The sequence below is a fragment of the Actinoplanes ianthinogenes genome, from assembly GCF_018324205.1.
Lineage (GTDB): Bacteria > Actinomycetota > Actinomycetes > Mycobacteriales > Micromonosporaceae > Actinoplanes > Actinoplanes ianthinogenes.
On record NZ_AP023356.1, the window covers coordinates 1200458 to 1221786 of the forward strand.

General features: G+C 71.5%; 19 protein-coding genes. 9 read left to right on the forward strand and 10 right to left on the reverse strand.

Annotated elements, in window-relative coordinates; all coding sequences use genetic code 11:
- Positions 1-17: 17 nt before the first annotated feature.
- Positions 18-2519, forward strand: coding sequence for a Tex family protein (locus Aiant_RS05505; protein ID WP_425322687.1), 2502 nt, complete (start codon positions 18-20; stop codon positions 2517-2519).
- A gap of 75 nt (positions 2520-2594) precedes the next feature.
- Here the strand turns inward: Aiant_RS05505 and Aiant_RS05510 are convergent, their stop codons facing one another.
- Positions 2595-4337, reverse strand: coding sequence for a serine/threonine protein kinase (locus tag Aiant_RS05510; RefSeq protein ID WP_229831323.1), 1743 nt, complete (start codon positions 4335-4337; stop codon positions 2595-2597).
- A 304-nt stretch (positions 4338-4641) separates the two neighbouring features.
- Here Aiant_RS05510 and Aiant_RS05515 point away from each other — a divergent pair, with 304 nt between their 5' ends.
- Genes Aiant_RS05515 through Aiant_RS05525 form a run of 3 tightly spaced genes read left to right on the forward strand, consistent with a single transcriptional unit; the run spans position 4642 to position 5800 of the window.
- Complete coding sequence (locus Aiant_RS05515; RefSeq protein ID WP_189335942.1) at positions 4642-4890, forward strand: PspC domain-containing protein; 249 nt, start codon at positions 4642-4644, stop codon at positions 4888-4890.
- 19 nt (positions 4891-4909) lie between these two features.
- Entirely contained in the window at positions 4910-5185 is a 276-nt protein-coding gene (locus Aiant_RS05520) for a hypothetical protein (RefSeq protein WP_189335941.1), read from the forward strand.
- A gap of 51 nt (positions 5186-5236) precedes the next feature.
- Positions 5237-5800: a DJ-1/PfpI family protein gene (locus Aiant_RS05525; RefSeq protein WP_189335940.1), complete on the forward strand. Its 564-nt coding sequence runs from the start codon at positions 5237-5239 to the stop codon at positions 5798-5800.
- On the opposite strand, the gene Aiant_RS05530 is transcribed toward Aiant_RS05525, so the two are convergent.
- From Aiant_RS05530 to Aiant_RS05540, 3 genes are read right to left on the reverse strand one after another with little or no spacing between them, the layout of a single operon-like run.
- Complete coding sequence (locus tag Aiant_RS05530) at positions 5793-6299, reverse strand: redoxin domain-containing protein (RefSeq protein WP_189335939.1); 507 nt, start codon at positions 6297-6299, stop codon at positions 5793-5795. The genes Aiant_RS05525 and Aiant_RS05530 overlap by 8 nt on opposite strands.
- Positions 6299-7777: an NADH-quinone oxidoreductase subunit NuoF family protein gene (locus Aiant_RS05535; protein WP_189335938.1), complete on the reverse strand. Its 1479-nt coding sequence runs from the start codon at positions 7775-7777 to the stop codon at positions 6299-6301. The genes Aiant_RS05530 and Aiant_RS05535 overlap by 1 nt, the downstream gene beginning before the upstream one ends.
- Positions 7774-9384, reverse strand: a complete 1611-nt coding sequence (locus tag Aiant_RS05540; RefSeq protein WP_189335937.1) for a translation initiation factor III — start codon at positions 9382-9384, stop codon at positions 7774-7776. The genes Aiant_RS05535 and Aiant_RS05540 overlap by 4 nt, the downstream gene beginning before the upstream one ends.
- Positions 9385-9764: 380 nt before the next feature.
- On the opposite strand from Aiant_RS05540, the gene Aiant_RS05545 reads away from it, so the two are divergent.
- Positions 9765-10553 (forward strand): hypothetical protein, encoded by a 789-nt coding sequence (locus Aiant_RS05545; protein ID WP_189335936.1) that lies wholly within the window; start codon positions 9765-9767, stop codon positions 10551-10553.
- Between the two features lie 112 nt (positions 10554-10665).
- The gene (locus tag Aiant_RS05550; protein ID WP_189335935.1) at positions 10666-11265 is read left to right on the forward strand and encodes a DUF3455 domain-containing protein; all 600 of its coding nucleotides are present in this window, start codon (positions 10666-10668) and stop codon (positions 11263-11265) included.
- A gap of 769 nt (positions 11266-12034) precedes the next feature.
- Here the strand turns inward: Aiant_RS05550 and Aiant_RS05555 are convergent.
- The 4 genes from Aiant_RS05555 to Aiant_RS05570 all read right to left on the reverse strand — a co-directional run bounded on the left by Aiant_RS05555 (position 12035) and on the right by Aiant_RS05570 (position 15881).
- Complete coding sequence (locus tag Aiant_RS05555) at positions 12035-12955, reverse strand: PP2C family protein-serine/threonine phosphatase (protein WP_189335934.1); 921 nt, start codon at positions 12953-12955, stop codon at positions 12035-12037.
- Positions 12952-13557, reverse strand: coding sequence for a hypothetical protein (locus tag Aiant_RS05560; RefSeq protein ID WP_189335933.1), 606 nt, complete (start codon positions 13555-13557; stop codon positions 12952-12954). The genes Aiant_RS05555 and Aiant_RS05560 overlap by 4 nt, the downstream gene beginning before the upstream one ends.
- Positions 13554-14018, reverse strand: coding sequence for a MarR family winged helix-turn-helix transcriptional regulator (locus tag Aiant_RS05565; RefSeq protein ID WP_189335932.1), 465 nt, complete (start codon positions 14016-14018; stop codon positions 13554-13556). The genes Aiant_RS05560 and Aiant_RS05565 overlap by 4 nt, the downstream gene beginning before the upstream one ends.
- A gap of 99 nt (positions 14019-14117) precedes the next feature.
- A complete protein-coding gene (locus Aiant_RS05570; RefSeq protein WP_189335931.1) occupies positions 14118-15881 on the reverse strand; it encodes a glycoside hydrolase family 6 protein in 1764 nt (587 codons plus the stop codon).
- Positions 15882-16099: 218 nt separating this feature from the next.
- On the opposite strand from Aiant_RS05570, the gene Aiant_RS05575 reads away from it, so the two are divergent.
- Entirely contained in the window at positions 16100-16663 is a 564-nt protein-coding gene (locus Aiant_RS05575) for an RNA polymerase sigma factor (protein ID WP_229831321.1), read from the forward strand.
- Positions 16660-17547 (forward strand): hypothetical protein, encoded by an 888-nt coding sequence (locus tag Aiant_RS05580; RefSeq protein WP_189335929.1) that lies wholly within the window; start codon positions 16660-16662, stop codon positions 17545-17547. Before Aiant_RS05575 ends, Aiant_RS05580 begins: the two co-directional genes overlap by 4 nt.
- Before the next feature lie 882 nt (positions 17548-18429).
- Here Aiant_RS05580 and Aiant_RS05585 read toward each other — a convergent pair.
- Both Aiant_RS05585 and Aiant_RS05590 read right to left on the reverse strand, forming a co-directional pair.
- Positions 18430-19095 carry an HAD family hydrolase gene (locus Aiant_RS05585; protein WP_189335928.1) on the reverse strand — a complete coding sequence of 222 codons (666 nt, stop codon included), beginning with the start codon at positions 19093-19095 and terminating at the stop codon, positions 18430-18432.
- 35 nt (positions 19096-19130) lie between these two features.
- Positions 19131-19613 carry a hypothetical protein gene (locus Aiant_RS05590; RefSeq protein ID WP_189335927.1) on the reverse strand — a complete coding sequence of 161 codons (483 nt, stop codon included), beginning with the start codon at positions 19611-19613 and terminating at the stop codon, positions 19131-19133.
- Between the two features lie 293 nt (positions 19614-19906).
- Between Aiant_RS05590 and Aiant_RS05595 the strand changes: the two genes are divergently transcribed.
- Positions 19907-21319: a sensor domain-containing diguanylate cyclase gene (locus Aiant_RS05595; RefSeq protein WP_229831319.1), complete on the forward strand. Its 1413-nt coding sequence runs from the start codon at positions 19907-19909 to the stop codon at positions 21317-21319.
- Positions 21320-21329: the final 10 nt, after the last annotated feature.

Consider the following 21329-nt stretch of genomic DNA (forward strand, 5'->3'; position numbering starts at 1 on the left):
TGGGACGCCCCGTGATCATGACGGCGTATCTCTGCGGGGCGACGCGACAAGGCCCGGCCGCCTCGGTAACAATCGTCGGCGTGACGACAGCGATCCATCAACGCATTGCCTCCGAGTTGGGGGTACGGGAAGGCCAGGTGTCGGCGGCCGTCGAGCTGCTCGACGGCGGGGCGACCGTGCCGTTCATCGCCCGCTATCGCAAGGAGGTGACCGGCACCCTCGACGACGCGCAGCTGCGCACCCTGGAGGAGCGCCTGGGCTACCTGCGGGAGCTGGAGGAGCGGCGGGCCGCGGTGCTGGAGTCGATCCGCGCCCAGGGCAAGCTGGACGACGCGCTGGAGCAGCAGATCCTCGAGGCCGACACCAAGGCCCGGCTGGAGGACATCTACCTTCCGTACAAGCCGAAACGCCGGACGAAGGCGCAGATCGCCCGCGAGGCCGGTCTGGAGCCGCTCGCCGACGGCCTGCTGAACGACCCGACCGTGGACCCGAAGGCAGCGGCCGCCGCCTTCGTCGACGCGGACAAGGGCGTCGCCGACCCGCAGGCCGCGCTGGACGGCGCCCGGGCGATCCTGATCGAGCGGTTCGCCGAGGACGCCGACCTGATCGGTGACCTGCGCGAGCAGATGTGGACGCGGGGCCGGCTGGTCGCCAAGGTGCGCGACGGCAAGCAGACCGACGGGGCGAAGTTCTCCGACTACTTCGACTTCGCCGAGCCGTACACCAAACTTCCCTCGCACCGCATCCTGGCCATGCTCCGCGGGGAGAAGGAGGATGTCCTCGACCTCACCATGGAGCCGCACCCGGAGGAGGACGAGGGCTATTTCGAGGGCCGCATCGCCGGGCGCAACGGGATCAGCGACCAGGGCCGGCCGGGCGACAAGTGGCTGGTCGACACGGTCCGCTGGGCCTGGCGCACCCGGATCCTCATCCACCTCGGCGCCGACCTGCGGGTCCGGCTGCGCGAGGCGGCCGAGGACGAGGCGGTCCGCGTCTTCGCCGCGAACCTGCGGGACCTGCTGCTCGCCGCCCCGGCCGGCACGCGCGCCACGATGGGCCTCGACCCCGGTTTCCGTACGGGTGTGAAGGTCGCCGTGGTCGACGCGACCGGCAAGGTGGTCGCCACCGACACGATCTACCCGCACGTGCCGCAGAACAAGTGGGACGAGTCGATCCACCGGCTCGCCGCGCTGGCCAGCAAGCACCAGGTCGACCTGATCGCGATCGGCAACGGCACCGCGTCCCGGGAGACCGACAAGCTGGCCACCGAGCTGATCAAGCGGCACCCGGAGGCGAAACTGACCAAGGTGGTGGTCTCCGAGGCCGGCGCGTCGGTCTACTCCGCCTCCGCGTACGCCTCGCAGGAGCTGCCCGGCCTGGACGTGTCGCTGCGCGGCGCGGTCTCCATCGCCCGCCGCCTCCAGGACCCCCTGGCGGAGCTCGTCAAGATCGACCCGAAGTCGATCGGCGTCGGGCAGTACCAGCACGACCTCTCCGAGGTGAAGCTGGCCCGCTCGCTCGACGCGGTGGTCGAGGACTGCGTGAACGGCGTCGGCGTGGACATCAACACCGCCTCGGCGCCGCTGCTCACCCGGGTCTCCGGGATCACCGCCGGGCTGGCCGAGAACATCGTGCTGCACCGCGACCAGCACGGGCCGTTCAAGAACCGCAACGAGATCAAGAAGGTGGCCCGGCTCGGGCCGAAGGCGTTCGAGCAGTGCGCCGGCTTCCTGCGGATCTCGGGCGGCGAGGACCCGCTGGACTTCTCCAGCGTGCACCCCGAGTCGTACCCGCTGGTCCGGACCATCGCGGCCGACGCCGGCGCCGACGTCAAGACGCTGATCGGCAACAGCCCGCTGCTGAAGGCGATCCGCCCGGAGAAGTTCGTGACCGACACGGTCGGCCTGCCGACCATCACCGACATCCTCAAGGAGCTGGAGAAACCCGGTCGCGACCCGCGCCCGGCGTTCACCACGGCCACCTTCGCCGAGGGCGTCGAGAAAATCTCCGACCTGCAGCCGGGCATGATCCTGGAGGGGCAGGTCACCAACGTGGCCGCGTTCGGCGCGTTCGTCGACATCGGCGTGCACCAGGACGGCCTGGTCCACGTGTCGGCGCTCTCCGAGAAGTTCGTCCAGGACCCGCGCGAGGTGGTCAAGTCCGGCGACGTGGTCAAGGTCCGCGTCCTCGAGGTCGACCCGGTCCGCAAGCGGATCTCGCTGACCATGCGGCTCTCCGACGAGCCGAACCGGGGCCGGCAGCCGCGCGAGGACCGCGGCCAGGGCGGTCAGGGCGGCCCGCGCGGCGGCCAGGGCGGTCAGGGTGGGCAGCAGCGCGGCGGTCAGGGCGGCCAGGGCGGGCAGCGCGGCGGTCAGGGTGGTCAGCGCGGCCAGGGTGGCCAGCGGAGCGGCCAGCCGCGGCAGGGCGGTGGCCAGGGCGGCCAGCGCGGCGGCGGCAACAGCTTCGGCAACAGCGCGATGGCCGACGCCCTGCGCCGCGCCGGGCTGACCAAGGACTGACGGCAGGCTCGGCTTGCGGTTGGTGACTTTTCCGTACGTACGGAAGCCGTCAACAACCGCAAGCCGAGCGAACCGTCAGTGGTCCCAGATCCGGAGGTTGCCGAACGAGACCTGGTATGGGGCGGTCGGCGGGGCCTCGCGCTCGTCGAACACGCCGAGCACCACCTTGCCGGTCTGAAGATCGGGCTCGGTCAGCCGCGCCGAACCGATCTCCGTGCCGTCCCGGCTGATCGTCAGCGTCTCCCCGGTGATCCGCAGCCGGATCCGCACCGCCGTGTCCAGCTGGATCGGATCCGTCAGGACGAAGGTGCGTCTCGGCCGGACGTCGTCGCCGCGGTGCACCCCGAGGTACACGTTCCGCTCGCAGATCCGCACCAGGTAGCCCTGCGTCTTGAGGAATCGCAACCAGATCCCGGCGCAGCTGAGCGGCGTCTCCACCCGCGTGTCGACGTCGACGGTCACGTCACCGGTGATCTCGTCGGCCGGGCCCCGGCACTTGTAGAGCCCGTCGGTGTCGCGGTGCGCCGTCAGTCTGCCGTCGATGAAGTCGCAGCGGCCCTCGCCTGCCTGCTCGCTGGGTTTCCAGTACGCCTCCCGGTCCAGCGCGTCGGTGATCATCGGGCGGCCGAGCACCGGATCGTCGGAGGTCGGTGCGGCGTCGTCCGCCCCGGCCGCGCCGTCGCGCGGAGCGGCCGGCCCGCGGATCACCAACCCGAGGATCACCAGGCCCGCGATCAGGGCGGCGGCCAGCACGGAAACGGTGAGCGGCAGCAGCCAGCGGCGGCCGGGCCGGGGCGGCGGCTCGGTGCCGCCGGTCACCTCGGTCTCGGCGGGCGGGGACGAGATCGGGACCGTGACGATCGAATTCTCGTCGTATCCGACCAGGCCCGGCGGGATGTTCAGGGTGGGCGCCGTGGCGGTGCCGGCCATCGCTTTCGCCGGGATCGCGTAACCGGTGACCGCCTGCGCCTCGGCGGCGGCGGCGCGCAGGTCCGGCTGGTCGGCCAGGGCCGCCGCGGTGGCCGCCGGGCGCTCGCCGGAGATCAGCAGGTCGAGCAGCTCGCGGGCGCTGGGCCGGTTGGCCGGGTCCTTCTCCAGGGCGTGCGCGACCAGGCCGCGCAGCGGGCGGGACAGCTCGTGCAGGCGGGGCGGCTGAGTGAGGATGCGGGCCGCGGTGGCCGCCGGGGAGTCGGCGTAGAACGGGGTCTTGCCGGTCCCCGCGTACGTCACCACGCTGCCCCAGGCGAACACGTCGGCGGCCGGGGTGATCGGGGTGTCGGCGTCGGTGTCGAACCGCTCCGGCGCCATGTAGGCGACCGTGCCGACCATCTGGTCGGGCCGGGTGTTGCCGCTGGTCGCGGTCATCGCCCGGGCGATGCCGAAGTCGATCACCTTGGGGCTGCCCGGGGCGAGCAGCACGTTGCGCGGCTTGAGATCGCGGTGGATCACGCCGGCGCCGTGGATCGCGGTCAGCGCGGTGGCCACGCCGATCGCGACACTGTGCAGGTTCGCCGAGGTCAGCGGGCCGCGCTGCTCGACCACCTCGGCCAGGGTGGGTCCGTCGACGTACTCGACCACGAGGTACGGCTGCTCGTGCTCCGGGTCGGCGTCGAGCACCTCGGCGGTGCAGAACGGCGGCACCTGCCGGGCCCGCTGCACCTCGCTGCGGAACCGGCGGCGGAACTCGTCGTCGTCGGCGAGATCGAGCCGCACCACTTTGACGGCGACCAGCGCCGTCCCGTTCCTGGGGCGGGCCAGATAGACCGTCCCCATGCCGCCCTCGCCGAGCCGCCCGAGCAACTCGTAGTCGCCGAGCATGCGCGGATCGTGCGGACGCAACCGTTGCGTCCGATCGCCCGGCACCGTGCTGTCGACCATGTTTTTCGCGCCCCCCAGTGTTCGCTCGCACTGTATCGGGCATGTCCGGAGCGGGAGTAGACCCGGTGGCCAGGTTGCCGCAGAACCGACACACGGCGACTGGGGGTCAACCCTGAGTCGCGGAGTCCGGGGGCGATCCGGGCATCGCCGGATGGAAAGTGTCGTACCCGGGTAGCACTCTTGTGGCATCAGTTCCCGCCGGAGAACGACGGGGACGCCGACCAAGGAAAGAGAGCGACCCGCCATGAACGCCGTGCACGACACGATGGCCCGCCAGGGGCTGGTCCGCCCGCGTGACGGCCGCATGCTCGGTGGCGTCTGCGCCGGCCTGGGCCGCCGTTTCGGGCTCGACCCGTGGATCGCCCGCGCGCTGTTCGTCCTGATCCTCTTCCTGATCCCGGGCAGCCAGATCCTGATCTACCCGGTGCTCTGGATCCTGATGCCGTCCGAGCAGACCTCCTACGAGCCGACGGTCCCGCCGGCCACCTGGTGACACCCCCTGGGGAGACGCAATGACCATCGTCGGCACGCTCATCGTCGAGGGGCCGCCGCGGTCCCTGCTCGCCTTCGCCCACGCCGTCCCGATCCTGGTGGACGGCGTGGTCAAGGGGCAGGTGAAAGCCGGGCGGCAGCTCGCGCTGGCGCTGCCGCCCGGCGCGCACTCGGTGCAGGCGCAGCAGCACGGCACGCCGCTGCCGGTCCGCCTCGGCCCGGGCCTGGTCACCCGGGTGCGGGTCGAGCGGGACGGCGCGGGAAAGGCGCACCTCGTCGAGGTTGACCACCTGTGACCACACGACCACGATGGGCAGTGGTGCTCACGACGGCGTGTGGAGGCGACGATGGCCAAGATCCTGCTCCTGACCGGTGACGCGGCCGAGGACCTGGAGGTGATGTATCCCTACCAGCGGCTGCTGGAGGAGGGCTACCAGGTCGACATCGCCGCGCCGGCCGCCAAGAAACTCCAGTTCGTGGTGCACGACTTCGTGGACGGCTTCGACACCTACACCGAGAAACCCGGGCACACCTGGCCGGCCGACAAGAGCTTCGCCGAGGTCGACCCGGCGGGATACGCGGCGCTGGTGCTGCCCGGCGGCCGCGCCCCGGAGTACATCCGCACCGACCTGGACTGCCTGCGGATCGTCCGGCACTTCTTCGAGGCCGACAAGCCGGTGGCCGCGCTCTGCCACGGCCCGCTCGTGCTGGCCGCGGCCGGCGTGCTCGACGGGCGGACCTCCAGTGCCTACCCGGCGTGCGCCCCGGACGTCCGGGCGGCCGGCGGGACCTGGATCGACAGCGCCGCCCACGTGGACGGCGTGGTGGTGACCGGGCGCGCCTGGCCCGACCACCCGTACTGGATGCGTGAGTTCCTCACCGTGCTGCGCGCCAAGGCGCCGGTCAGCTGACCAGCTTCTTCAGTTCCGCGGTGAGCTGGAGGTCGTCGAGGTAACCCCGCTTGACGATGCCGCCGGCCGCGTCCAGGAAGACGTACAGGCTCTGCTGGGTGATGCCGAACTTCGTCCAGATCTTGAGGTCCGGGTCGTCGAGGTGGGTCACCTTGCCCACCCCGAGGTCCGCGACGAACTCGTGCATCGCCTTGGTGGTGCCCATCCCGGCGATGCCCAGGAAGGTGAGCCGGTCGGCGTACTCGTCGTGGAAGTCGGCGACCGACTGGGCCTCGCTGGCACACGTGGCGCACCACGGCGCCCAGAACCAGAGGACGGCGGGTTTCCCGGCGAGCTGGGCGGCGTCATAGGGGGCGCCGTCCAGCGTCGTACCGGAGAATCTGAGGGCTTCCGCGACCGGCGCGGCCGGCCCGGCAGCGGCCGGTTGCGCATCGGACGGTGCGCAACCGGCCATCACCAGGGCCAGTGGCAGGGTCAACAGACCGCGCCGGGTCGCCATCAGTGACTCGCCGTCGCCGGGTCGATCAGGCGCAGCGCCAGCGCCGGGCAGACGTTGACCGCCTTGCGGGCGCCGTCCTCCAGCCACGGCGGCAGCGGCGTCTGCGGGAACGCCGGGAAGCCGTTGTGGTCCAACCGGATGATCTCCGGGGCCACCGCCGAGCAGAGCCCGTGCCCGTCACACCGCGACCAGTCCAGGGCCAGCTTCCGGGCGCCCTTCTCGGCGGTGTACGGCAGCGGCAGGATGCCCCGCGTCTGCTTCCCGCAGCCCTCCCCGTTCGCGTGCGCCTCGACGTCCTTGTGGAACACCTCGAGCGCGGAGAGCGCGAACCGCGACGTGCCGTCCGGGTGGCTGCACGCGCCCCGGCCCTTGACCAGGCCGGCCGCCTGCCGCACCTGCTCCAGGGCGGAACCGCCGAGCGACACCAGGGTGACCGCCCGGGCCAGGTCGGGCAGGCCGAGCCGGCACGGGCCGCACTGACCGGCCGACTCGCCGGCCAGGTACTGCACGACCTGGGCGACCTCGCCGAGCGCGCAGGTCTTGGAGCCGATCGGGATCAGCATGCCGGCGCCGAGGGTGCCGCCGACCTTGGCGAAGCCCTTGCGGGAGATGGTCACCGTCTCGGCCTGCTCGGCGCTGATCCACTTGCCGTGGTATCCGCCGACCAGCAGGCCCGGGCCGATGTCCGCGCCGCACATGTTGAGCACGTCCATCAGCGGCGTGCCGCTGGGCGCCTCGACCACGGCCGGGTTGGTGGCCGAGCCGCCGACGGTGAGCATGACCGTGCCCGGCTCCTCCGGGATGCCGACCGAGTTGTACTCCCACGGGCCCAGCCGGGCCGCGATCGCCAGCTGCGAGTACGTCTCGGCGTTGGAGAGCAGGGTGGGCAGCCCCATCACGCCGTTGTCGCTGGAGCGCACCTTGCGGCCGGGCGGGATGTGCGCCTCACCGTTGATGCCGCGGACCAGCGCGCCGCCCTCGCCGGAGATGAACCGGTGCGGGACCGTGACGATCCGGGCCGGGCACGGCATCTTCCGCTCGGCGAGCGCCGCCATCAGCGAGTTCTGCCCGATGCCGTCGTCGGCCACGCCGATGACGATCTCCTCGGCGTCCAGGGCGGCGGCGGCCAGGGCCGCGCCGTCCAGGATCAGGTGCGGGCTGCGGGTCAGGATCGCCTTGTCCTTCCAGGACGGCGGCTCACCCTCGGTGGCGTTCACCACGATCACCGGGGGCAGGTCCTGACGCTTGCAGGAGTCGATCACCGCGCGCACCTTGCGGGCGAACGGGAAACCGGCGCCGCCGCGTCCGCGCAGCTCGATGCGGTCGGCGAGACCGATCAGCTCACCGGACGAGAGGGCCGCGAACCCGCCGTGCACCTCCTGGTGCGCCTGGAGGTCGAGGCGGCCGTACTCGTCGTAGCCCGCGGTGATCCGCGGGATGCCGATCGAAGTGACCGGGGGAACCTGTGCCGTGCTCAATTCACGTCACCACGCAGCTGCGAGAAGTACGCCTCGTCGTCGTCCCGGCCACGGCCGCGGCGCGCCGGGGCGCCACCGCCGCGGACCACGTCGCTGGACGGGCGGCGGGACCGGCGGGCGGACGTGTCGACCAGGGTGTCGTCGTCGGCCAGGTCGACGAACTCGCTGCGGCTGTGCCGGCCGTCGTCGGCGCGGCGGCGGCCACCGCCGCGGGGCTCGTCGTCCCCCTCGTAGCGAGGGCCGCGCTGGCGGGGCACGTCCTCGTAGCGGGGCACGTCCTCGTAGCGGGGCTCGTCGTCGGCGCGGCGCCGGCCGGCGCCGCGGGGACGCTCGTCGTAGTAATCGTCGTCGTCGGCGTACCGGCGCATCCGGGTGCCGGTGTCGGTCATCTCGTCCCGGCGCAGGCGCGTCCCGGTGTCCTCCACGCGCAGGCGGGTGCCGGTGTCGTCCATGCGCAGGCGCGTGCCGGTGTCCTCGGCCGACCGGCGGCCACGAGGCTCGTCGTCCTCGTACCGGCGGCTGCGCGGGCGCGGCCCGTCGTCGTAGTAGTCGTCCTCGCGACGGCGGGCGCGCGGGACCGGCTCCTCGTACCGGTCGTCGTCGAACTCCCGCCGCGTCATCGCCCGGGTCGGCTCCTCGTAGAACTCCTCGTCGGCGCGGCGCTGACGCGGGGCCGGCGCGGGGCTGACCGGGGCCACGGCCGGGCTGACCGGGGCGGCGGGCGGCGCGACCGCGACCGGGGGTGCGACCGGCACCCAGGTGTTGACGCTCGGCGCGGCCTGCACCAGGTCGCCGCCGGGCGCCTGCTGGGGACCACTGCCCCAGCGGTTGCGCGGCGCGCTGGAGGTGGGCACCACACCGCCGGTCGACGGCTTGACGGCGCCGACACCGGCCGCGGACGAGAAGTCCTTGCGCCGGTTCAGGCTGACCGACAGGCGGACGGCCAGGCCGATGAGCACCAGCAGGACGCAGATGACGTAGCTGACGATCACCCAGGTGCTCGCGGCGCGGCCGGCGCCGAGACCGTGCATCAGGGCGATCGGCCACATCAGGTAGGAGATCGAGTGGATCGCCCGCCACATCCACGGCTTGCCGCGGCCGATGAACTTGGCCCGCGCCAGACCGCTCCAGGTGACCAGCGCGAGGATGTACCCGGAGATCTGGCCCAGGCCGATGTACAGCGTGTTGGTCGGCGTGATGAACGGGACGAAGATGTCGATCACGCGGATGTGCGACTCGACGGTCTTGGTCCAGAGGTGGAAGACCAGCGAGGCGATCGCGATCACGCCGGTGGTCCGGTGGGTCGACTGGAGCAGGACCCGCTGCCTGATCGAGAGGACCAGGCGGTCGGTGGAGACCAGCCCGACCATGATGGTGATCGAGAGGGAGACCAGGGTGAGCACACCCATGTAGAACTCGGAGTAGTAGAAGAAGTACACGTACCCGATGCGACCGGGCTTGGTCATCATCGCGACCGACCAGATTGCCGCCACGACACAGACCACCAGCAGGATGACCGCGCTCGGGGGCACGGAACGGCTACCGGTGGAGCCGATGTCGACCGCGACCCTACTCGCGGCGCCTTCTTTGTTCTTCGTCCGGGCCATTGACTCCTCGTTTTCCGCAACGGTCACGTCCCGTGGGCGGTGGGACGCCGGCGTTCGTGGGGAACGCCCCGTGCTCAAGTTGTTCCGGACCCGTCCGCGGCGTGCTTTCCCCTGCGATGCCCCGGCCGTGTCCTCCCCGGATTACGTGCCGGGCGGGGCTTCGGATGAACGCGTGCGAAATTTCTGGGCGACTCTTTTCCGTGATCGTCCCACTACGTCCCGCACATGGCCGCTGAGCTGCTTTAACGACCGTTTTACGGGTCCGCTAAGGAGAATTTAAGGTGCGCCATGGAGTGACCCGGGCCACCGGGTGAACCAAACGGCCGCGCCCGGCGAACTTACTAGTGACGCCAGTCGTCACCTACGAGGGGGGATTCGACGTGCGGCCTTCCACCGCGCTGCTCTGCGCTGCCCTGGCCGGGTCCGCGATCGGCGCAGCCGGCACGACCACTCCGGCCCGGGCCGACGTTCCGGGCTTCGGCGTGCGGCTCACCGCGCCCGCCACGTTCAAGGCGAGCGGGAACACCAAGACCGTGACCGCGGTCGTGACCTCCGACCAGCGGGACTGCCGCAAGGTGCGGTTCACCCTGATCGTCCAGGGCGGCTCGGTGCCGCTCGACCAGATCCGGGTGACCCGCTTCGAGGACTCCGGCGCGTTCCCCACCCGGATCGGCCTCGACGGCGACACCGCCACCGTGACCGACCAGCAGCTCGACCCGGGCACGCTGTGCCGTAACCGGACGGTGACCGGCCGCTGGCAGGTCGGCTTCACCGGGCGCGACGGCGGCGAGGTGCGCTTCGAGGTGCGGGCGTTCGACGAGCAGAACACGTTGCTCTCGGCGAGCGGGGCGGGCACCGAGGTGACCGGGCAGGTGGCGACCTCGTCGCCGACCCCCAAGCCGTCGAAGACCACCGCCGAGCCGGAGGAGACCGAGACCGAGGCCCCGGCCGACACCGCACCGGCGAACCGCACCACCCCGACCCAGACCGTGGCCGCCCTCACCCCGACCTCCGGCGAAGGGGACAGCAACGTGCTCGGGCCGGGACTGATCGTCGGTGGCGTGTTCTTCTTCCTGGGGCTGTTGCTGCTGCTCCGGGTGCGCGCGCGGACCCGGGAGGCACGCCGCCGGGCGGAGACCCTGCCGACCGGTTTCTACACGATGCCGTAATCCGTCCGGTTATTCCCACATCTCCCGGGTGGTTTCGCCCCTAAACGGGACGCTTCGGTCTACGGTGCACCTACCGTGATCCACAGCGTCACCGTCCATCGGGGAGGACTCCGTGACCCGTACCGTCAAGATCGCGAGCGCCGTCGGCGCCCTCGCCCTGACCTCCGTCGCCGTGCCCGCCGGCGTGTCCTTCGCCGGCACCGACCGGCCGGTCTCCCGGTCGTCCGGCAGTTCGCCGGCCAGCACGCAGGAGGAGAGTTTCCTGGGCGGCGAACCGCTGGTTCCGGAGACGCTGCAACCACCGGCCGGCAACGCGGTGCACGCCGTGCTCAAGGCGCGCGGTGTGCAGATCTACGAGTGCCGGCGCGGCATGTGGCAGCCGCTGGAGCCGGCCGCGTCGCTGACCGGGGTGACCATGAGCCCGGTCAAGAAGGTGACCGCGGTGCACTTCCGCGGCCCGGCCTGGGTCTCCGACCAGGACGGCTCGATGGTGGAGGGCACCGACCCGGTCAGCGAGCCGGCCGCGGACGGCAGCGTCCCGCAGATGCTGTTCAAGGCCGGTGGCAATCGCGGCGGCGGCCTGTTCGGCCCGGTCACCTGGATCCAGCGACTGGACACGCAGGGCGGCGCCGCCCCGAAGGGGTCGTGCGGCGGCGACCAACCGGTCGCGGTGCCCTATCGCGCCGTCTACCGTTTTTTCACGAAAAAGTAGCTCCTCCTCGAACACCAAACCGCAAGATCAAATTCTTTATCTACGCAGGTCCGCTGGGGTGCGGATCGCATGCTCCCGCGCGGGCCGGAGGCAGCGATCTGGCCGCTGACGCGTCCAAACCAATCGCCACCTCCTTCACTGTCCGCGGCCGGTCCCGGAGCTCAACCCCCAGCTGGCCCCCACCGCCCTATCCCACCCCCGAAAAGGGCCACCAGCACCAGCCCGACACCCCCCGGCTGGCCCCCAGCGCCCTACCCCATCCCCGAAAAGGGCCACCAGCACCAGCCCGACACCCCCCGGCTGGCCCCCAGCGCCCTATCCCATGCCCGGATAGGGCCATCAGGGCCAGCCGCACACTTCTCGGCTGGTCTCCAGCGCCTATCCCGTGCCGGGATGGGGCCACCAGGACCAGCCCGACACTCCCCGGCTGGTGCCCAGCGCCCTATCGCGTGCCCGGACAGGGCCGCCAGGACCAGCCCGACACAACCCGGCTGGCCCTCAACGCCCCATCCCACCCCCGGAAAGGGCCACCAGCACCAGCCCGACACAACCCGGCTGGCCCCCAGCGCCCTATCCCATCCCCGGATAGGGCCACCAGGACCAGCCCGGCACTCCCCGCTGGCCCGGCGCTGTAGGCAGACCCGGGATCGGGCCACGCCGCTTGACGCCCCTGGCACAGGGGGTGTCTTCACTGTCCGCGGGTGGGTCTGGAGATCAAAACTCGGTCCCGTGCCGACACGCGGAGCCGCCTTGACTTCGCACAGCGGGGTCAGGTGACGGCGAGGACGATGGCGGTGGCGTTGTCCTGGCCGCCGGCTCGCAGGGTGGCGTCGAGGAGAGAACGGACAGCGACCGCGGGTGGACCGGCGGCCAGCAGGCGGGAGAGGTCCTGGTAGGGCACCTGGCCGGCCACCCCGTCGGTGCAGAGGAGCAGGCGGTCCCCGGGGTGCAGGGGAACGTCGAGGACGTCCGGGTCCGGCTGCTCGGGGTGGCCCATGTAACGGGTGAGCCGGTAACCGTCGGCCTCGGCGCGGGGATCGGTCGCGGCATACCAGCCGTGAATGAGCCCGAGCCAGGCCACCGTGTGATCGACGGTGAGCAGTTCCAGCAGCCCGCCGCGCAGGCGGTAGGCCCGGGAGTCCCCGACCTGCACGATCTGCACCGCGGCCCCGGCGCTCGCACCGGCCGCTGCGGCACCGCCGCCGGTTGCAGCAGCGCCCACCGCTGAAGCATCACCGGCCACTGCGGCACCGCCGCCGATTGCGGCAGCGCCCACCGCTGAAGCATCACCGGCCACTGCGGCACCGCCGCCGGTTGCAGCAGCGCCCGCCGCTGGAGCGTCACCGGCCGACGTGTCGGTGACTCCCGCCAGGGCGGTGAGGGTGCAGCCCGTCAATTCACGCAGGGTGCGGGCCTTCTCACGTACGCGAAAATGGGCCTCCTGAACAGCGGCCCGCAGCGCGGCCGGGTCCGGGCCGGTGATGCCGGTCGCGAAGGTCTCGACCGCGATCCGGCCCGCGGCCGCGCTCCCCTCCCCCGCCCCCATCCCGTCCGCGACGATCGCCAGCGGCCGCTGCGGGTCGAGGTGCCACACGTCGTAGTTGCGGTCGTAGCGCTGCCCGACCACGCTCCCGCCCGCACCGGTCACCACCCGGTCGCCGAGCCGCCACGCCACCTCGGCGCCGATCATGCCTGGGTCCGCGCGGTGAGGTGGCTGCGGGCGGCTGCCACCAAGGCCTCCGGCTCGTCGGCGTGGAAGCGGATCCGCGTGACCGGCTCGCCGCGGGTCTTGCGGACCGGGACCACCAGCGGACCCATGAGGACGACGTCGACGCTGGTCTGGCCCGCCATGCCGAGCGCGAGCACCCCGTCCTCCAGCTGGGTCTGCCCGCCCGGCGGCATCGAGCGGCGCCGCACCTCGATCGCGGCGATCCGCTCCCACGGGAGTGGCAGGTCGAGGGACAGGCTGTTGCGGATGCGCAGACCGGACGGGCCGACCAGGTGCTGGTGCACGCGCATGGTGGCGAGCAGGCCGACCATCCAGATCAACCCGTAGACGCCGATCGCGAGCGCGGTGAGCCGGACCGGCTCCCAGGGCAGGATCAGGTGCAGGATCGGCACCTCGATCGCGGAGACCACGAGGAACGCGCCGAGGATCAGGTTGACCGCGCGATGGTAGGTGAAACGCTGCGCGCCGGGCTCGATCGGCACCGGGCGGCGGAAGACCCACCGGCACAGCGCGGCCCACAGCCGCAGCTCGTAGACGACCACGAAGCGGATCAGCTTGATCATGAGGTCACCCCCGGTTGATGGACCAGACCGAGCCCGTGCAACGTGTGCAGGACGTCGTCGAGGCCGGCCACCAGGCCGTCGAAGCGCTCGGCCGGCATGTGCGCGAACAGCTGCCGGCCGAACTCGCGCTGCTGCCCGGCGGTCTCGTCGAGCAGCTCGGTGGCCCGCGGCGTGCAGGTGACGAGCGTGGCCCGGCGGTCGGTGGGGTGCGGCTCCCGGGTGACCAGACCACCGGCGACCAGGCCGTCGACCAGCCCGGTGATCGCCCGCGGAGTGACGTGCAGCGCCTCGGCGAGGGCCCGCTGCGGGCTGGGGCCGAGCGAGCGCAGTGTCCATAGCAGCGTCATCCGGGAGACCGAGAGTCCCTGCGCGGCCAGGCTTTTCGTCATGTCCTCGTGGAGCAGCACGACCAGCTCGAGGATCCGGTCGAGTGCCCCGGCGTACCGCTCGTCGTCTCCCATGCCGTTACTGTACTTCATCATGTAGGGGCTTCACCATTGCCGGAAAAGGAACCCCGCCCCGGGCATGATCGGGGCGGGGTCCGGTCTTGCGGTCGCCGGTTACAGAGCCGGGTAGGCGTTCGCCATCAGCTGCTGGAACTGAGCGGAGAACCAGGCGCCGGAGATCGGCGCGTTCGGCAGGGCGCCGCTCATGCTGTTGCCGTTGCGGGCGTTACCGGTGTAGGTCGGGTCGCACATCCGGTCGAAGCCCTTGCCCTCGTCGTTCGGGATGAGCGAGGAGGAACCGTCCGACTCGCCCGGGGGCTTGACCCAGACGTAGGCGTCGATACCGGAGGCCGGGGCGGCCTTCGGGCGCTCACCGAGACCGGCGCCGGCCTGGTTGCACCAGTTGCCGGCGTGGATCCGGCGGTCGATGCGCGACTCGTTGACGTACGTGTTGATGTCGGTCGAGGTGCTCGCCTTGGTGGGCCGGGCCGAGCCGCCCCAGCCGTTGCGCGAGGTGTCGATCAGCATGCCGATGTTGCTGTTGAAGCCGATCGAGACCAGCTTCGTGCGGAACGCCTGGGCGAACGTCAGCTCATCGGTGTACTGGTTCCAGTCGATCCACTTGGACTGCCGGATGGTCTGGCCACCGACCGTGACGGTCGGCTGGATGTACGGCTCCTGCAGCGCCGAGTAGTTGGCGGTGTTGGTGATGAAGCCGGTGACGTTGTTGACGTTGCCGGACGCCTTCGCGGCGGTCAGCATGATGTCCGCGACCGGGCCGAAGTTGGAGTCCCAGCCGATCCAGCCGTGGTGGGCGGCGTCCACGTAGTTGTAGACGTTGCCGATCGCGCCGAGCTTGTTCAGGGCGTAACCGATGCCCTGGACGTACCCGCCGTTGGCCTTCATGGTGTCGCACATCGCGGTGCCACCGGCCTGGCCGGAGGTGTTGGTGACCAGGTTCGGCAGCGAGTCGATCTCGACGATGTTGATGATGCGCAGGTTCTTGTACTTCGCGTCGCCCTCGATCGCGGCGATCGGGTCGATGTACTCGCTCTTGTAGCGCGGCAGGTCGTCCGGGCCGAGCTCACCGTTCGAGGCGAGCGCGGCGCAGTCGCGGCCGGGCAGGTTGTAGATGACCAGCTGGATGTAGCCGGCGCCCTGGGCGAGCGCGGCGTCCAGGTGGTCACGCAGACCCATCGAGCCGTTCGAGCTGCTGTCGCTGGTGCCCTCGATCGCGGCGATCCGGTCCAGCCAGACCGCGGTCGGGTTGTTCGAGACGCGGCTGCCGCCGGGCTCGGCGTCGGCCTTCGCCTTCCACTCCGGGTTGACGTAGCCCTTGACGCCCGCGTACGGGTTGTCCACCTTGGTGCCCGGGTTCGTCGGCGTGGACGGGCTGGTGGAGGTGGAGGGGCTGGTCGACGCGCTGGGGGACGTGCTCGCCGACGGGCTGGCCGGGACCGAGCCGGTGCAGGCGACGCCGTTCAGCTTGAACGTCGCCGGCGCGGTGTTGGTGCCCGAGTAGTTCGCGTTGAAGCCGAAGTTCGCGGTGCCGTTGGTGCCGATCGAGGTGGACCACGACGGGTTGGTCGCGGTGACGTTCGCCCCGGATTGAGTGATGGTGGCACTCCAGCCCTGGGTGATCGTCTGGTTCCCGGGGAAGGCCCAGGTGACGTTCCAGCCGCCGGAGATGGGGTCGCCAAGGTTGGTCACGGTCACGTTGCCGGTGAAGCCAGTCGACCACTGGTTCACCGAGTAGTCGACCTTGCAGCCGGCGGCCGCGCTGGCGTCGGTCGCGACCGCGACCGCACCGGCGCCGGCCACGACACTCACGGCGGCGGCTGCCGTGAGGGCGCGTGCCCGGGTGGAAATGGGTCTCATGAGGACTCCTCGAGACGTGCGGCGGCGCAATGATCAGCGCCAATGGGAGCGACGGCCGACGTATCGGTGGGGATCGCTGGCCGACGCGGACAGCATTACATGGGAGCGCTCCCAGCGCAATGATCCCGAAACAGATGGGCAATTGCCTGTTCACCCGAGTTCACGACCTGCAACAGTCGCCCCCGCGGTGGCCATAACCGGATGTGACGATGCAGCCCATGACCACCGGCCAGAGCGGCGACGAGGACATCGGGGACCTCTTCGACCGCCACTCCCGGGCCGTCTACAACCACGCCTTCCGGCTCACCGGATCCTGGTCGCTGGCCGAGGAGATCACCCAGCTGACCTTCCTCACCGCCTGGCAGCGCCGCGGGGAGATCCGCCTGGTCGACGGCTCGCCGCTGCCCTGGCTGCTGGTCACCGCCGGCCACCACGCCCGCACCGAGCAACGCACCCTGACCCGCTGGCGCCATCGCCTGCTCCGCTCCCCCGTGCCTGAGGTCGAGGCCGACCCCGCCGACGACGTGGCGGGGCGGCTCGACGACGAACGCCGGATGCGCTCGGTGCTGGCCGCGGTCCGCAGACTGCCCCGCGCCGAACGGGAGGCGGTCGCCCTCTGCCTCTGGTCCGGCGTCGGATACCCACAGGCCGCCGCAGTCCTCGGCGTCACCGAGACCGCCGTCCGCAGCCGCGTGAGCCGGGCCCGCACCCGCCTCACCCGCCTGCTGACCGAACCCGGAACACACCTGCTCGCCACCGACACCCCGGAGGGAACCCGATGATCATCGAGCTGGAGCCGCCGGCCGAGCGGGATCTTCCGCCGGCCCGGGCCGCCCGGATGCGCGCGTCGCTGCTGAGCCGGACCCGGGCGGAACCCCGGAGGACCCGGCGTGGGCTGCGGCTCGCGGTGGCCGCGACTCTCACGGTCGCTGCCGCCTTCGGCGCGTTTTTGGTACGCCCACAGCACCTTCCCACCACGCTGGCCATGGGCCCGGGCGAGCTGAGCGGCTCCCTGCGCACCGTGGTCGACGACTGCCTCGCCAGCCGGGCCACGTTCCGCAAGCTGGGCAACGAGGAGCGGGCGAGGACGGGCCTGCCACCGGAGCACAGCTTCCCGGTCGCCGCCGGGGACGTGGCCGTCGCCGCCGAGTCGGACGGTCGCGCCCTTGCCCTCTTCCTCAACGACGACGGCTACTTCGCCTGCGACTCGGAGCAGCACGTCAACCCGATCACCGGGGTGCGGAGCGAGCCCTCCGGCGGTCTTGCCGACGACCGCTGGGGCGCGTCGAAGGACTGGTTGCCCGGTCCCGTGCAGGTGCTCTTCCTGAGCTCCACGGACGTGGACGCCGGCAAGGTCGAGGCGGCGGGCCGGATCAGTCCCCGGGTCGCCCGGCTGATCGTCGACGACGGCTCCGGCCGGACCTTCCGCGCCCGCCTGGCCGACGGCGCCTTCGGCCTGCTCACCACCGAATCTGTCGCCGCCGGCTCACGCCTGATCGGCTACGACGCCGCCGGTGAGGTCATCTTCGCGGAGCCGCTGTTCGACGGCGCCTTCGCCCGCATCAAGACCTGCTACGTCAACGACACGGGCCAGGCCGTCTACCTGCCCCCAGACACCGAGAAGCCCACCACCAAGTGCCTCCCCGCCGAACCCTGGCACACCTGACCAGCTTCGACCTCCAGACAGTGAAGCCATCCCACGCGCCAGGCGCGTCAAGCCGCTCGCCCCGATCCCGCGTCCGCCCAGAGCGCTGAGGCCCAGCCGAGGAGTGTCCGGCTGGCCCTGGTGGCCCTATCCGGGCACGAGACAGGGCGCTGGAGGCCAGCCGAGCAGTACCCGGCTGGCGCTGGTGGCCCTATCCCGGCACGAGACAGGGCGCTGGAGACCAGCCGAGCAGTACCCGGCTGGCGCTGGCGGCCCTAACCAGGCATGGGATAGGGCGCTGGAGACCAGCCGAGAAGTGTCCGGCTGGTCCTGGTGGCCCTAACCAGGCATGGGATAGGGCGCTGGAGACCAGCCGGGGAATGTCCGGCTGGCCCCGGTGGCCCTAATCAGGCACGAGACAGGGCGCTGAAGGCCAGCCGAGCAGTGACCGGCTGGCGCTGGCGGCCCTATCCAGGCATGGGATAGGGCGCTGAAGGCCAGCCGGGGAGTGTCGGGCTGGTCCTGGTGGCCTATCCAGGCATGGGATAGGGCGCTGGAGGCCAGCCGGGGAGTGTCCGGCTGGCGCTGGTGGCCCTACCCGGGCACGAGACAGGGCGCTGGAGGCCAGCCGGGGAGTGTCCGGCTGGCGCTGGTGGCCCTATCCAGGCACGGGACAGGGCGCTGGAGGCCAGCTGGGGAGCGTCGGGCTGGCGCTGGTGGCCCTATCTGGGGTTGGGATAGGGCGGTGGGGGGCAGCCGGGGGTTGATCTCCGGAACCAGCCGCGGACAGTGAAGGGGGCGGCGATTGGTTTGGACGCGTCAGCGGCCAGATCGCCGGCACCGGCCCGCGCGGGAGCATGCGGTCTGTACTACGGCGGACCTGCGTAAAGGAAGATCTTGATCTTAATGAACGCGCACGACGCGGGAGAGGACCTCGCTCAGGATCGTCGTCGCGGCGCTGGGCAGCAGGACATCCGCATGCGCATATGACGACTCCGGCGTGAACGGGTTCGGGATCGCGACGCAGCGCAGGCCGGCGGCGTGTGCCGCGTCCACCCCGTGCGGGCTGTCCTCGAACGCCACCGCCTGCTCCGGCGACAACCCGAGCCGGGACAGCGCCAGCTGATACACCGCCGGGTCCGGCTTGTGCCCGGCGACCTCGTCGCCACAGGCCAGCACCTCGAAGCGGGCCAGGTCGCCGGTGCGCTCCAGATGCGGGCGCACCCAGGTGGAGGGCGAGCTGCTCGCCACCGCGAGCCGCAAGCCGCGCCGCTCGGCCTCGGCGAGCCAGGAGGCGATCCCCGGGGCCAGGCCGAGGGCGGCGTGAACCTCTTCACGGTACGCCGAGCGCCGCGCGTGACTGGCCGCCCGGTCGTAGCCGGCGCCGACCGCGCGGGCCAGCTCCGCATAACGCAGGTCGCTGACGTCGCCCCCGTGCGGCGCGAAGAAACCGGACTCGTCCAGCGTCAGGCCGTGCTGCCGCCACTCCCACCGCCAGCTGTCCAGCAGCGTGGTCTCGGTGTCCATCAGCAGTCCGTCGAAGTCGAAGATCAGCGCCTCGATCGCCACCACCGGATCATCCCGGACCGTCGCCGCTGCCGGGCTCACCGGGGCGGGTCGAGGCGGCGTGGGACACAGTGCGGCACGCTGATCGTGCGGCACCAGCCGGTCACCGACGGCCGGTCCGGGAAGTCGCCGAGCGCCAGGGTGAGCCAGACGCCCCGGTCCGTCGCGGGGTGCGCCAGGTCGGTGCTGCGCAGGAGCACGACCGGGTGCTCGTCGCCGGCGATCTCCCGGCGGATCCGCTGGTGCTCGGCGAGAACGGTGGCCGGGTCGGCGCTCAGCGCGGCCAGCTCGGCGGCGAACTGACCGGTCAGGCTCAGCGCGGCCAGGTCGTCCCGGCGGGTGAAGTCCAGCTGGGCCCGCGGGTCGTCGTCGGACCCGGGCCACGACTGCGGGCTCGGGCCGAGCCCGATGTGCGGCCGGGCGGCGACCGGGGCCAGCCGGACCGGCTCGGCACCGCCGCCCCAGGGCAGGACGGCCGCGGCCAGCACGGCCCCGGCGATCAGGCTCACTATCCGGTACATCTGCACGGGCCCCCCGGCTCGTCCGGTGCGGATCTCCCGAAGCTAATCGGCCAGCGGGTCGATTACCAGGGCATACGTGCCATTCAGTCGTCCGGGTCGGGTAACGAACCGCAACTGAACTGCGACCTGCCGCCCGGCCTGTGCGGCTCAACACCACGCCGGACGTGCCGACCACTAAGACCATGAGCGTGGGCAGCGGATTGCACACAGCCGGACCTCTCCTGGAGGCTCCCGGTGGTACGGCCGCGCCGCCGGACCGGCAGGCGTTGCTGTTGACGGAACTGATCAGTTTCATGACCAAGGACACCCCCTCGGTCCAGCACGTGCTCGACCTGATGACTCCGCACCTGGTGGAGATCTCCGGGTTGACCGCGGCGACCGTCTTCGAGCTCGACTCCGAGTCCGGCCTGATGGCCGCGACCGCGCAGTTCGGCGAGCCCGGCCGGCGTGACCAGATGGTCGCCGGCAAGGTGTTCCGGGCCGCGGCCGGTGGTCCGCCGGTGGTCAGCGGTCAGCAGATGGCGATCCGGCTGCGGATCGGCGGGCAGACCGTCGGCGTGCTGCTGCTCACCGGCGACACGCTGGCCGAGCTGCGGCAGGACACCATCTCGACGGTCGCGCTGCACTTCGCCACCACGCTGCAGGGACTGTTCGCCGAGAAGGCCCGGCAGTTCGTGGCGCACACCAGTGCCACCATCCAGGAGCTGTTCGAGAAGGGCATGACGGCGGGCAGCGTGGAGGAGGCGGCCGAGCTGCTCACCCACTCGTGCGCCACCGCGTTCCGCACCGAGCACGCCGGGCTGCACCTGATCGACAACGACGGGCGGATCCGGTACGTCTACAGCGTCGGCTGCCCGGACGAGATCCGCCAGCAGCTGGAGGGCAACCTGGTCGGCAAGTCGGCGATCGAGTCGCCGGTCTGGCGCAGCACCGTCGAGTCCGGCGAGCCGCAGCTGGTCAACAACGCGGCCACCACCAAGACCCGGCCCGGCGGGATGGCACAGACGCTCGGGCTCGGCTCGTTCATCGCGATGCCGCTGATGTCCGGTTTCGGCCCGGTCGGCATGGTGCTGTGCGGCGACTCGTCCGGCGCCCGCGACTGGAGCGCCCGGGACCGGATTCTGGCCCAGCAGCTCGCCGCCGAGGGTGCGCTGATCATGGACAGCGCCCGGATGCGCCAGGCCAACCGGGTGCACGTCGAGGAGCTCACCCGGCAGGCGTTCCACGACTCGCTGACCGGTCTGCCGAACCGCAAGCACCTGCTGGACCGGGGCGAGCAGGCGGTCGAGGTGGCGATGTCCACCGGCACCAAGCTGGCCCTGCTGCTGCTCGACCTGAACGGCTTCAAGCAGGTCAACGACACCATCGGTCACCACGCCGGCGACGTCCTGCTCCAGCTGGTCGGCAAGCGCCTGGACGGCCTGATCCGCAAGCCCGACCTGGTCGCCCGCCTCGGCGGCGACGAGTTCTCGGTCCTGATCACCGGTGACCCGAGCGACGAGGCGGCGGTCCAGGTCGGCGAGCGGATCTGCGCGCGCCTGCGCGAGCCGTTCGAGATCGACGGCCGCCCGGTGCAGATCGGCGCCAGCATCGGGGTCGCGCTGTTCCCCCGGCACGCGACCGAGTTCGCCGCCCTGATGAAGGACGCCGACGCCTCCATGTACGAGGCCAAGCGCGGCGGGGGCGGCGTCCACCTGACCGCTTGAGCCAAAGTCG